At 49.3% G+C, this 12521-nt stretch carries 14 protein-coding genes and 1 other annotated feature; of the genes, 12 read left to right on the plus strand and 2 right to left on the minus strand.

Going from position 1 to position 12521, the window contains the following annotated elements:
• The first annotated feature begins 1 nt into the window (after nucleotide 1).
• Nucleotides 2-730, plus strand: a complete 729-nt coding sequence (gene lpxH / locus MD588_RS01705) for a UDP-2,3-diacylglucosamine diphosphatase (protein ID WP_265695032.1) — start codon at nucleotides 2-4, stop codon at nucleotides 728-730.
• A 59-nt stretch (nucleotides 731-789) separates the two neighbouring features.
• On the opposite strand, the gene MD588_RS01710 is transcribed toward lpxH, so the two are convergent.
• On the minus strand, nucleotides 790-1683 hold the full coding sequence (locus MD588_RS01710; protein WP_265695033.1) for a sulfite exporter TauE/SafE family protein: 894 nt from the start codon (nucleotides 1681-1683) through the stop codon (nucleotides 790-792).
• Between the two features lie 231 nt (nucleotides 1684-1914).
• On the opposite strand from MD588_RS01710, the gene MD588_RS01715 reads away from it, so the two are divergent.
• The 11 genes from MD588_RS01715 (at nucleotide 1915) to hisIE (ending at nucleotide 11749) form a co-directional block, all read left to right on the plus strand.
• Nucleotides 1915-3141, plus strand: coding sequence for an EAL and HDOD domain-containing protein (locus MD588_RS01715; protein ID WP_265695034.1), 1227 nt, complete (start codon nucleotides 1915-1917; stop codon nucleotides 3139-3141).
• A gap of 3 nt (nucleotides 3142-3144) precedes the next feature.
• The gene (locus MD588_RS01720; RefSeq protein WP_265695035.1) at nucleotides 3145-3678 is read left to right on the plus strand and encodes a YchJ family metal-binding protein; all 534 of its coding nucleotides are present in this window, start codon (nucleotides 3145-3147) and stop codon (nucleotides 3676-3678) included.
• Between the two features lie 212 nt (nucleotides 3679-3890).
• On the plus strand, nucleotides 3891-4073 hold the full coding sequence (locus tag MD588_RS01725; RefSeq protein ID WP_265695036.1) for a hypothetical protein: 183 nt from the start codon (nucleotides 3891-3893) through the stop codon (nucleotides 4071-4073).
• A gap of 281 nt (nucleotides 4074-4354) precedes the next feature.
• Nucleotides 4355-4493 (plus strand) — a sequence feature (His leader region).
• Between the two features lie 37 nt (nucleotides 4494-4530).
• Nucleotides 4531-5427 (plus strand): ATP phosphoribosyltransferase, encoded by an 897-nt coding sequence (gene hisG / locus MD588_RS01730; RefSeq protein ID WP_265695037.1) that lies wholly within the window; start codon nucleotides 4531-4533, stop codon nucleotides 5425-5427.
• Between the two features lie 4 nt (nucleotides 5428-5431).
• Nucleotides 5432-6754, plus strand: coding sequence for a histidinol dehydrogenase (hisD, locus tag MD588_RS01735; RefSeq protein WP_265695038.1), 1323 nt, complete (start codon nucleotides 5432-5434; stop codon nucleotides 6752-6754).
• 3 nt (nucleotides 6755-6757) lie between these two features.
• Nucleotides 6758-7810 carry a histidinol-phosphate transaminase gene (gene hisC / locus MD588_RS01740; protein WP_265695039.1) on the plus strand — a complete coding sequence of 351 codons (1053 nt, stop codon included), beginning with the start codon at nucleotides 6758-6760 and terminating at the stop codon, nucleotides 7808-7810.
• A gap of 19 nt (nucleotides 7811-7829) precedes the next feature.
• Nucleotides 7830-8915, plus strand: coding sequence for a bifunctional histidinol-phosphatase/imidazoleglycerol-phosphate dehydratase HisB (hisB, locus tag MD588_RS01745; RefSeq protein ID WP_265695040.1), 1086 nt, complete (start codon nucleotides 7830-7832; stop codon nucleotides 8913-8915).
• Nucleotides 8915-9556 (plus strand): imidazole glycerol phosphate synthase subunit HisH, encoded by a 642-nt coding sequence (gene hisH, locus MD588_RS01750; protein WP_265695041.1) that lies wholly within the window; start codon nucleotides 8915-8917, stop codon nucleotides 9554-9556. Before hisB ends, hisH begins: the two co-directional genes overlap by 1 nt.
• 42 nt (nucleotides 9557-9598) lie before the next feature.
• A complete protein-coding gene (gene hisA, locus MD588_RS01755) occupies nucleotides 9599-10333 on the plus strand; it encodes a 1-(5-phosphoribosyl)-5-[(5-phosphoribosylamino)methylideneamino]imidazole-4-carboxamide isomerase (RefSeq protein WP_265695042.1) in 735 nt (244 codons plus the stop codon).
• Nucleotides 10334-10352: 19 nt separating this feature from the next.
• Nucleotides 10353-11126: an imidazole glycerol phosphate synthase subunit HisF gene (gene hisF, locus MD588_RS01760; protein WP_265695043.1), complete on the plus strand. Its 774-nt coding sequence runs from the start codon at nucleotides 10353-10355 to the stop codon at nucleotides 11124-11126.
• Nucleotides 11123-11749 (plus strand): bifunctional phosphoribosyl-AMP cyclohydrolase/phosphoribosyl-ATP diphosphatase HisIE, encoded by a 627-nt coding sequence (hisIE, locus tag MD588_RS01765; RefSeq protein ID WP_265695044.1) that lies wholly within the window; start codon nucleotides 11123-11125, stop codon nucleotides 11747-11749. The genes hisF and hisIE overlap by 4 nt, the downstream gene beginning before the upstream one ends.
• 70 nt (nucleotides 11750-11819) lie before the next feature.
• Here hisIE and MD588_RS01770 read toward each other — a convergent pair whose 3' ends face one another.
• Nucleotides 11820-12398, minus strand: coding sequence for a thymidine kinase (locus MD588_RS01770; RefSeq protein ID WP_265695045.1), 579 nt, complete (start codon nucleotides 12396-12398; stop codon nucleotides 11820-11822).
• Between the last annotated feature and the right edge of the window lie 123 nt (nucleotides 12399-12521).

Below are 12521 nucleotides of genomic sequence, written 5' to 3' on the forward strand. Positions count from 1 at the left end.
TATGACAATACTGTTTATTTCTGATCTACACCTGAGTGCCGAACGAACTGACATCACCGATTGTTTTCTGACTTTTATGAAAGAAGAAACCAAGGGGATTGATGCGTTATATGTTCTGGGTGACCTATTTGAAATGTGGATTGGTGACGATGATGACTCTCCGTTCCACCAGCAAATCAAATCGGCCTTTAAACAACTGACGGATTCAGGCACTCCCTGCTATTTCATTCACGGTAACCGTGACTTTTTGGTTGGCAACCGCTTTAGTAAAGAAACCGGTGTTCAGCTATTACCGGAACACACTGTGGTTGATATTTACGGCACGCCAACACTTATCCTTCATGGTGATACCCTGTGTACCTTAGACGAAGCCTATCAGCGCTACCGAAAAAAAGTACACAATAAGTTTATTCAATGGCTTTTCTTCCGCCTGTCGTTAGCTTACCGCCAGAAAATCGGCAACAAGCTTCGCAGTAACAGCAGCGCAACCAACCAGGTGAAGCAGCAGGATGTGATGGACGTCACCCCTGATGAGGTGGTAAAAGTCATGTCGCAATATCAGGTGAAGGCGATGATCCACGGTCATACTCACCGCCCTGATGTGCACAGCCTCACTGTCGACAATCAGCCCGCGCGGCGAACGGTACTCGGTGATTGGTACGATCATGGGTCGGTATTGGTCTGCACGCCGGAGGGCTGTCGGCTGGAAACGAGAGAGTTTGCTCGCTAGCCAGGTAAATACAAGAAAGGTACGCCATGGCGTACCTTTTCTTTTTCATAGCTTACTTGTTAGGAGAGCACTTCGGCAGGCTGCGGCTCGACCCGCTCACTTGCCCAAGAGCGATACATGGTCAGCGAAGTATACAGCACCACTCCAATTACCAGCCAAGCCAATAACTGCAGATCCAACGACTTCACCAGATAAGCCGCAATAACAACTCCGATAGGGCCGGTGATTGCAACAATCAATGCTGCACGGCTATTGATACGGTTCAAGCGAATGAAGCTGCCTGCAGAGAAAAAACTCAAGAATGCACAAGAACACATCATGATCGGGAAAGCCGCCAGCGGATGCATCCCCAGTAGGTACACCATAGTCATACAAGGCGCATAAAGGCCAATACCGACGGTCATCAAAGCACCAAACAGGAAATTCCCGACAATGGCCACCCCCAGCTTCCAGCCACTTAAGCCCAGAGCCAAGCCGCCGAGCGGAAACAGCTCCAATTGACCGGCCAGCATTAAACTGGCAACAACCAACAGTGCAACGCACATCACCAGTCGAATCAGCTGACGATCCCAGCCCGAAACAAGCCGGGCCCCCACCGTCGCCCCCAGGCAGGCTGCCAGCACCATACTCACCAGGGTGGTAGCATCGACATCCACGGCAGTTAAGAAAATCAATGACTGCGCCACCGTTGCCATCACCGCCTGACAATTCAACGTTCCCGGAAGCAGTTTGTCGTCGACCAACTTAAATTGTTTATACCCTGCAGTCTTTATTGCAAAGCTACCTACCCCGAGGGTATCGCAAAAATTGGCAAAGCCACCAATAAAGCCGATAGGAATAATTTTAGTTTGCGCTTCCTGCGTACGGTTTTTACGCCATGCGTTCAATAACATGGCAATAAAAACGCCTCCACCTACAAGCAATCCAGCTTGTATGACTGTAAACACCGTCATTTACTGCACAAATATTTCATAAAAGGAGGCTATTATGTATTAACTAAGTGGATGATTCTATGTTCTTGGTCATTGTCTTAATTTGCTATCAGCGTCACTATGTGAAACCATCAGTATTTGTAATACTTCATGTGTGTGACGACTTGGATTCAAGCTCAGGCACAACTAACGGCTATCTCCAATGCAGAGATAGCGTATAGAACATAAAATCAATAACTTGTAACTTATTTCATGCACTCATATCTTGCTCGACAACCTGTTTTAAACAGAGAAAAAGCAACCGTTGGATACGAATTGCTATTTCGTGATGGACCAAGTAACTGCTTTCCGGATATTGGTGATGAACAAGCAACGAACCGTCTATTAGCTGATAATTTTTTCACTTCTGGTGCCACACAAGTCACCGCTGGCAAAAGGGCTTTCGTCAACTTTCCCTATAGCAGCCTGATTCAGCGGACCCCGCTGATGTTTCCCAGAAAAAGCTTCATTATTGAGATACTGGAAACCTGCGATCCCAGCGACGAACTGCTTGAGGCTGTGATTGAGTTAAATCAGAAGGGTTACACCCTGGCCCTGGATGATTTTATTCCCAGCGCCGTATGGAATCGTTTCCTGCCCTATATCCACATTATAAAATTTGATATTCGCACGACGCCGATTTCCAAAGCCAGCTTTTTCATTCGGCACCATAAAGACAAAGCCAATAAGCTCCTTTTTCTTGCCGAAAAAGTTGAAAGCCAGGAAGAATTCATCGCAGCCTATGATGCAGGATTTGACCTGTTCCAAGGTTTTTTCTTTAGCCTGCCCGAAATGATGCAGCGTAAGACCCTGACCCCCTGTGGCCTGACGACACTACGTCTATATCAGGAGATCAGCCAGGAGAATGTTAACTTTGATAAAGTCGAAACGATCATCGCAAATGATGTTTCTTTGTCTTACAAGTTGCTTCGCCATGTCAACAACATGACATCAAGCCGGGCCAAACCAATCTCTTCTTTCAAACAGGCACTAGTCTATCTCGGTGAAGAACAACTACGGCGGTTTATTACCTTTGTCGCTACATCACATGCCACCGAAAAAAAGCCACGGGCGCTGTACAGCCTTTCGTTACAACGCGCTCATTTCTGTGAGCAGCTGAGTGCTTTAGTAACGCCGCCAGTTGTCGGCAACCAAGCATTCCTCACTGGTTTATTTTCACTCCTGGGCTCATTGCTTGACCAACCGATTGAAGATTTAATCAACGTGCTGCCGCTGAGTGACGAAATTCAGCAGGCACTGGTACATCAAACGGGTACCCTTGGCAGCCTGCTCAAGTTGAGCATGGCCTATGACAAGGCGCAGTGGCAAGACGTCAGCCAAATCAGCCAGCAATTGGGCATCAAAGAATCAAACGTTGCAGATCTTTATCTAGAGTCTTTAAAATGGGCCTCTTATTTTGATAAAACAGCGACAGAGTAACTCATGCCTACCCCGACTCAATTATGCCCCTGCGGAAGCCAAAAAGAGCTGGCAAACTGCTGCCAGCCGATTCACCAAGTGCCAACTCGAGCCCAGCACCCAGAACAATTGATGCGCGCCCGATACAGCGCTCATGTGCTGGGTCTTGTTGACTTCGTTGTGGCGACCTATCACCCGAGCTGCGAGGCAGAACAGTACCGCGAAGCCATTGCCGACTCTGTCCATTCCCAGTGGCTCGGACTTGAGGTGATCAGCAGCGAAATTGCTGACAACGGCGAGGGATTTGTCGAGTTCAAAGCCTATTACCAAGATGGCGAAGAGGAGTTTTGCCTCCACGAGCGTTCACGCTTCTTGCGCGAGCCCGCGGGCAACGAAATGCAGTGGTATTATATTGATGGTGAGTACCCCCATCAGCCAAATGAAGTGCCAGAAGCTACGGTTTCAGTCTCCACCGTTCCAGCCGTCAGTGACAAAGTAGGAAGAAACGATCCCTGTCCTTGCGGAAGCGGCAAAAAATATAAAAAGTGCTGCGGTTAATAACCGTCTTTTATGAGGCCCGAACTATCGGGCTTCCCTTCCTCTGCGCCCACTCTCCCAGCTCTCAAGTTGTTTCATTTTCTTAACCAGCTCTTGGGAACAGCATCACACCCTGCCCAATAATACGGACAGTGTGAACAAAAAACACTCAACTCGCTGCATTCATTGTCGATAAATTAACCACAAACCTTTTTATGCAACGAGACAATGACATGATCAATCCAAACAACAATCTGCCGTTGACCGCTCATAAACAGCTAAAAAAAGTCACTCAGGCATCATTGATTGCTGAACGAAAGCAAAAAGTCGACGCCAAAAGCGAAGAGAAAAAAGATCCGCCAGAAGAGCAATCCAAAAAACGGCCACCCAAAGGCCTCCTTGATATTTATGTCTAGTTCCTTGCCACATAAATTTCGATGAGTTCAGCGGATAAGAATATGATAACAAAATGTTACCCCTGAGTTTTCCCGCCCCAGAAAACTCAGGGGCACGTGCTTGGTTTGCCACCAGTCCCGAGCAATTTGCCTATATTTCGTTTACCGCATTTTCATAAATGAATATTTCGTTAAAAATCCTGTTGCAAAATTAAATCAGCTTGGTTAGTGTGAATAGCAAGCAACGAGTTAATAACGATTTAGACAGAGTAAATAATTATGCGTATCAAAATGGTAAACCTACATCACCATCATCATCCTGACTAGTCTTTCGGGAGGATACGCCTCACTCTGGAAGACGGATAAAAAACTCTTCCAGTGGTCAATAGTAATTACAGAATTTAGACCCTCGGAAGAATTAACTTCCGAGGGTTTTTTCGTTTTCAGGCTATAAAAATCGAATACAGGGAATATCACGATGCAGACACAACGACTACGAATTGCGATTCAAAAGAAAGGACGTCTGAGCAAAGAATGCCAGGACCTATTCAAACGATGCGGCATTAAGTTCAATCTAATGGGTGAGCGTCTGGTCGTGCACTCGGAAAATATGCCTATCGACCTGTTACTGGTACGCGATGATGATATTCCGGGGCTGATCATGGATGGTGTTGTCGATTTAGGCGTGATTGGTGAAAACGAACTGGAGGAGGTCAGCCTTGAGCGTGCCGCACTTGGTGAGCCATCTGAATATACTAAACTCCGCCGCCTTGACTTTGGTGGATGTCGCCTGTCGATTGCCATCGATAAAGACGAACAATACAACGGACCACAAGATCTTCAGGGCAAGCGTATCGCAACAACCTATCCGCAACTGGTTAAACGCTACATGGATGAGCAAGGTGTGCAGTTCAGCCCGTGTATGTTAAACGGCTCAGTAGAGGTCGCTCCCCGTGCTGGCCTTGCCGATGCTATTTGTGATCTCGTTTCGACCGGTGCCACCCTTGAAGCAAACGGCCTAAAAGAAGTCGAGGTCATTCTTCGCTCGAAGGCCGTACTCATCCAGCGTACGGGTGAATTCAGCGAAGACAAACAGGCTCTGATTGAGCGTATCCTGACTCGTATGCAGGGCGTCATCCAGGCCAAAGAATCAAAGTACATCATGCTTCACGCTCCAACAGAGTGCCTAGAGAAAATCACAGCTCTGCTCCCAGGTGCTGAAGACCCGACAGTACTGCCGCTGGCTGCCGACAAAAGCCGTGTTGCCGTTCACCTCGTTAGCTCGGAAAACCTATTTTGGGAAACCATGGAACAACTCAAAGAGCTGGGTGCAAGCTCAATCCTTGTCCTGCCAATTGAAAAGATGATGGAGTAAGGCGATGAAAACGGTTGTGTGGCAGTCCTTAAGCGAAAATCAGCAGGAATCCCTGCTTCAGCGCCCGGCAATTACCGAAGGTGCCAATATTACGGCGATAGTCTCCGAGGTGATCGCTAATGTCCGTCAGAACGGCGATGATGCGCTCCTGGAGCTGACCGAGAAGTTCGACAAAGTACGTCCTGACACCATCAAAGTTAGCCAGGACGACGTGGAAGCTGCATCAAGCCGCCTAAGTAACAAGATGAAGCAGGCATTGCAGCAAGCTTATGACAATATTGCGACCTTCCACAAAGCGCAAAAGCAAGAAACACTACGAGTTGAAACCCAGCCAGGCGTCATTTGCGAACAAGTGACGCGACCAATTAACTCTGTCGGCCTTTATATCCCAGGCGGAAGTGCCCCACTGCCATCAACGGTACTGATGCTCGGTGTACCGGCACAAATCGCAGGCTGCCGCCAGGTGGTGTTATGTTCACCACCGCCGATTGCCGATGAAATCCTGTATGTTGCCCAGTTATGCGGAATCAATGAAATCTATAATGTCGGTGGAGCCCAGGCCGTTGCAGCCATGGCCTATGGCACGGAATCCGTTCTAAAAGTCGATAAAATATTCGGCCCTGGCAATGCCTTTGTCACCGAGGCCAAACGTCAGGTCAGCAACGACTTTCGCGGTTCGGCCATCGACATGCCGGCAGGCCCGTCGGAAGTACTGGTTATCGCCGATAGCACCGCCGATCCCGACTTTATTGCCGCCGATCTGTTAAGCCAGGCTGAGCACGGGCCGGACTCTCAAGTTGTTCTGCTTACGCCTGAGCCAAGCCTTGCCGATCGCGTGGCCGATGCTATCCAGAAACAACTGGCAGAACTGCCACGTGCCGATATTGCCCGTCAGGCCCTGGGCTCCAGTTTGCTGGTTGTCGCCGATACCCTTACCCAGTGCGTTTCGATCTCCAACCACTATGGTCCCGAGCACCTGATAGTACAGACAAGAAACCCGCGTGAGCTGGTATCACAGCTAGATAACGCCGGTTCAATCTTCTTAGGTAACTGGTCTCCGGAATCCGTCGGAGATTATGCGTCCGGCACCAACCACGTACTGCCGACTTACGGCTATACTCGAACGTATTCCAGCTTGGGACTGGCTGACTTTACCAAACGTATGACGGTCCAGGAACTGAGCGCTACAGGCTTACAGCAACTGGCCCCGACGGTTGTTACTATGGCCGAAGCTGAAGGACTTGATGCTCACAAACGTGCCGTCACAATCCGGATGGAAAAGCTTCAAGCCCAACAAACCGATCCGGCTGCGACAAAGGAGGTCTAGATCATGGCAATAACCAAACTAGCGCGTAAGAAAGTTCGAGAAATGACCCCCTACCAGTCAGCTCGCCGTCTCGGTGGCAGTGGTGATATCTGGCTTAATGCCAATGAATCCCCATTTGCCAATGAATACAATATCAAATGTGACCGCCTCAATCGCTACAGTACCTGCCAGCCACAAGAGCTGATTCAAGCCTATGCTGACTATGCCGGGGTATCGGCGGAACAAGTGCTGACGTCTCGCGGCGCCGATGAGGGGATCGAGTTATTGATCCGTGCTTTTTGCGAACCGAAGCAAGACAGTATCCTTTACTGTCCGCCGACTTACGGTATGTATGCCATCAGCGCAGAAACCTTTGACGTTGACACCAAAACGGTACCGCTGACTGCTGACTGGCAGTTGGATTTACCGGCCATTCGAGACAACCTCGATTCCGTGAAGCTGGTTTTTGTCTGTAGCCCGAACAACCCGACCGGTAACCTGATTAAGCGCCGAGATTTAGAAGCGTTGCTGGATATGACAGCCGGTAAGGCTTTGGTGGTGGTTGACGAAGCCTATATCGATTTCTGCCCTGAGGCATCAACCGTTGATCTGCTCAGCCAGTATCCGAACCTGGTCATTCTACGTACGCTGTCTAAGGCTTTTGCTCTGGCTGGGCTTCGCTGCGGTTTCACCCTCGCAAATCAAGAAATCATTAAACTGTTGCTCAAAGTTATCGCTCCCTACCCGGTGCCAGTACCGGTTACCGATATTGCCGTTCAGGCCCTTTCCCCGGCGGGGCTAGCCAAAACCAAATTTCAGGTACTTGATCTCAGCGCCAACCGTGCCTACCTACAAGCCGGGTTGAGCATGCTGGAGGGAGTAACGGTATTTGATGGTTACGGCAACTACCTGCTGGTGAAATTTCCGGATGCCGAAGGCCTATTTAATACACTATGGGATCACGGCATCATTCTTCGCCGCTCCCCGGTCGAGAACTGCATCCGGATTAGTGTCGGCAACCGCGATGAATGCGAAAAAACACTGGCCTTCATCCGCGAGCAACTGAACCAGAATTAACTGATAAAGGAAGAGTACTGTGAGCAAGGAAAAGATTTTATTTATCGATCGTGACGGCACCCTAATTGTTGAGCCTCCTATTGATTTTCAGGTCGATCGCTTAGACAAACTTAAACTCGAACCTTTTGTGATCCCAGCGCTATTACAACTGCAAGAGGCTGGCTATAAGCTGGTTATGATCACCAACCAAGATGGCCTCGGCACCGACAGCTACCCACAAGCTGACTTTGACGCACCGCACAATATGATGATGGAGATCTTCGAATCACAGGGGGTGAAATTTGACGATGTCCTCATTTGTCCACACTTTGATGACGAAGACTGCACCTGCCGTAAACCTAAACTTGGCCTTGTTAAAGGCTACCTTCAGCAGGGACGGGTTGATTTCAAAACCTCAGCAGTGATCGGTGACCGCCCAACGGATCTGCAGTTAGCTGAAAATATGGCTATTCGAGGTATTCGGTACAACCCGCAGCCTGTTGATGAAAAAAGCATGAACTGGAAGCAGATCGTTAAAGATCTGACAACCAGGCCGAGGATCGCCGAAGTGGTTCGTACCACCAAGGAAACCGACATCCGAGTAAAGGTAAACCTTGATGAATCCGGCAGCAATAAAATTGAAACCGGGCTGGGTTTTTTTGATCACATGCTGGATCAAATCGCCACTCACGGCGGCTTCCGTATGGAGCTCACCGTCAAGGGAGATTTGCACATTGATGACCACCATAGTATTGAAGATACCGCCCTGGCACTTGGCCAAGCACTGAAGGAAGCCCTAGGGGACAAGCGTGGGATTGGCCGCTTTGGCTTTAGCCTGCCAATGGATGAGTGCCTGGCGCAGTGTGCGCTGGATCTATCCGGTCGCCCTTACCTGAAATTCGATGCGAAGTTCGGTCGTGAGCAAGTCGGCGATCTATCAACAGAAATGATATCGCACTTCTTCCGTTCACTAACCGACACCCTGGCCTGTACCCTGCATCTTTCTTCGAGCGGCGATAACGATCACCACATTGTCGAGAGCCTGTTCAAGGCCTTTGGTCGTACACTTCGCCAGGCCATTCAGGTCGAAGGCACCGAATTACCGAGCAGTAAGGGAGTCCTGTAATGGCCAGCGAGAACCAGAAGGTCGTCATTATTGATACGGGCTGCGCCAACGTATCTTCCGTACGCTTTGCAATCGAGCGCCTGGGTTATACCGTCACAGTCAGCAAAGAACCCAACATTGTACTGGCTGCCGACAAGCTATTTTTACCCGGTGTCGGCACCGCTAGCGAGGCGATGAAAAACCTCCGGGAGCGCAACTTGGTCGAACTCGTCAAGCAGGTTGACAAACCGCTGCTGGGAATTTGCCTCGGGATGCAACTACTGGGTGAGTTGTCAGAAGAGCAAGGTCAAAGCGGCACAGAACTGGTGCCTTGCCTTGGCCTGTGCAATGCACCAATCAAAAAGCTGGAGACTGGATCGCTGCCATTGCCGCATATGGGCTGGAATACCGTTACACCCGCCGAGGGACACCCTCTATTTAAAGGGATCCCCGCAGGTAGCTACTTCTATTTCGTTCACAGCTATGCCATGCCCGTATCGGAGCAAGCAGCTGCTCAAGGCGGCTACACCATCGCCAGCTGTGAATATGGCCAGCCATTTACGGCGGCGGTACAAAGCAGAAATTATTATGGGGTGCAATTTCACCCGGAGCGTTCCAGCAAAGCCGGCGCGCAGCTGATCAAAAACTTTTTAGAAATGTGACTGATAAATTCAGTGAGTTAAAACACATCAAAAGGACTTAGGATGATTATTCCCGCTCTCGATTTAATTAATGGTCAGGTTGTCCGCCTCTTTCAGGGGGATTACGGCCAAGTCACAGAATACAAAGTAGACCCAGCAGAACAGTTCAAACTGTATAACCAAGCAGGTGCTGACTGGCTGCACTTGGTTGATCTCACTGGCGCCAAAGACACCTCTGCACGCCAGCTGGATCTCATCAGTCAGCTGCTCGCCAGTACACCGGCCAATATCCAGATCGGCGGCGGCGTCCGCAGCGAAAAGGATGTCGCCGATCTGTTAGCCGCCGGTGCCCAGCGCGTCGTGATTGGCTCAACAGCGGTAAAACAGCCAGAATTGGTAAAAAGCTGGATGGAAAAATACGGTCCGGAGCACATTGTGCTAGCACTCGATGTCAATATTGATGAAGGCGGTAACCGTAAGGTGGCGATCTCTGGCTGGCAGGAAGATTCCGGCGTCAGTATTGAAGACCTGTTAGATGACTTTCTCACTGTTGGCTTAAAGCACGTACTCTGTACAGACATTTCACGCGATGGCACGTTGGCAGGCTCTAACGTCGAGTTGTATGTCGATCTTTGTGCCCAGTATCCGCAAGTCCAGTTCCAGTCTTCAGGGGGAATTGGAGGCCTGAAGGATATCGAAGCCCTCAAGGGCAGCGGTGTCGCGGGTGTGATAGTCGGCCGTGCGCTACTTGACGGTAAGTTTACCGCGGAACAAGCCTTCCAATGCTGGAACAGCTAACAAGCAAGGAGTAATGACTATGCTAGCAAGACGAATCGTTCCTTGCTTAGATGTGCGGGACGGGCAAGTGGTAAAAGGCGTGCAGTTCCGCAATCACGAAATCATTGGGGATATCGTGCCACTGGCCAAACGCTATGCCGAGGAAGGTGCCGATGAATTGGTTTTCTACGATATCACCGCCTCAAGCGATGGCCGTGTTGTCGATAAAAGCTGGGTTGCCCGTGTGGCCGAAGTGATTGATATCCCATTCTGTGTAGCCGGTGGCATAAAGTCAGCCGATGATGCCAGCAAGATCCTGCAGTTTGGGGCCGACAAGGTCTCTATCAACTCTCCGGCTCTTGCCAACCCTGCCCTGATCACCGAGCTGGCCGATAAATTTGGCGTACAGTGTATCGTCGTCGGTATCGACTCCTATTTCGATGCCGACACCGGCAAATACCAGGTTTATCAGTTTACCGGTGACGAAGCTCGTACCAAGGCGACGCAGTGGGAAACCCGTGACTGGGTGCAAGAAGTACAGAAACGAGGGGCCGGTGAAATCGTTCTAAATATGATGAACCAGGATGGCGTTCGCAATGGTTACGATCTTAAGCAGCTAAACATGGTGCGCGAGGTCTGCCATGTTCCTCTTATTGCTTCTGGTGGGGCCGGTGAAATGGTCCACTTCGCCGATGCTTTCAACAAAGCAGATGTAGACGGTGCTCTAGCCGCCTCCGTCTTCCACAAGCAAATTATCAATATCGGTGAACTTAAGCAGTATTTGAAACAACAGGATGTGGAGATCCGACTATGAGCCTAGTAACAAGTATTAATTGGGAAAAAGTAGACGGATTGGTGCCGGCGATTGTTCAGGACAACACCAGCGGCCAGGTACTGATGCTAGGCTACATGAATGATGAAGCCCTCAACAAAACGCTGGAAACCAAGCAAGTCACCTTCTGGTCACGCACCAAAAACCGACTGTGGACCAAAGGGGAAACGTCTGGCAACGTTCTGCAGCTAAAAAGCATCAAACTAGACTGCGATCAAGATACGCTGCTTGTGAAGGTTAATCCTATCGGCCCAACCTGCCATTTGGGTACCACGACCTGTTTTGACTGTGACGCCGCAAGCGAAGGTCAGGATGAGCAACCTGCTTTGGTGTTTCTTCATCAACTTGAGCAGATCCTGGCTGCTCGTAAAGATGCCGATCCAGAATCCTCCTATACAGCCAGCCTCTACGCACGCGGGACTAAACGTATTTCGCAGAAAGTGGGCGAAGAAGGCGTTGAAGTCGCGCTTGCGGCAACGTCGGGTGACAAGGCGGAGCTAGTCTGTGAATCTGCAGATTTAATCTATCACTTAATCGTATTACTCCAGGATCAGGGCTTATCCCTATCCGAAGTCACCGCCAAGCTACAAGAACGTCATAAATAAACCAGTAGAAACCAAAAAGCCTGAGTGAATCCACTCAGGCTTTTTATTATCCGTCGAGTTAGTGCGTTTATTAACGTCCTAATGCTTCTTTATAGTGCTTGCGGCAAACAGAAACATAACGATCATTACCACCAATTTCCACCTGATCACCATCCGCTATTGCTCGGCCGGTTGCATCTTGACGGATCACCATATTTGCCTTGCGACCACAGTGACAAATCGTTTTTAACTCAACTAATTTGTCAGCCCATGAAAGCAGGTATTTGCTACCTTCAAACAGCTCGCCACGAAAATCACTGCGCAGTCCGTAGCACAATACAGGAATATGCAATTTATCCACGACTTCAGTTAATTGATATACTTGTTCTTTGGTTAAGAATTGGCACTCGTCAATCAACACACAATCAATTTTATCGGTTGCACACATGTCCTGAAGCTTGCGATAAAGATCATCTTTCGCATTAAATAGCTCAGCGTCTTCTTGTAGACCAATACGTGAGCTCACCTTTCCCTTGCCATATCGATCATCAATCGCAGCGGTAAAAATTACCGGCGTCATACCACGTTCCCGATAGTTAAAAGATGACTGTAGTAAAGTCGTCGACTTACCCGCATTCATAGCCGAGTAATAGAAATACATCTGGGCCATAAGGCTCCCCGTCAAAGCGCAAAAAAACTGCCGAAATGCTACAGAAAATGTGTAGCAATTGAAAGTGTATATACCCGGTAAAGAGAGACCAAAGGCACAATAAAAAAGCCTGCAATTAGATTG

The organism is Photobacterium obscurum (assembly GCF_026191635.1).
Taxonomy (GTDB): domain Bacteria; phylum Pseudomonadota; class Gammaproteobacteria; order Enterobacterales; family Vibrionaceae; genus Photobacterium; species Photobacterium obscurum.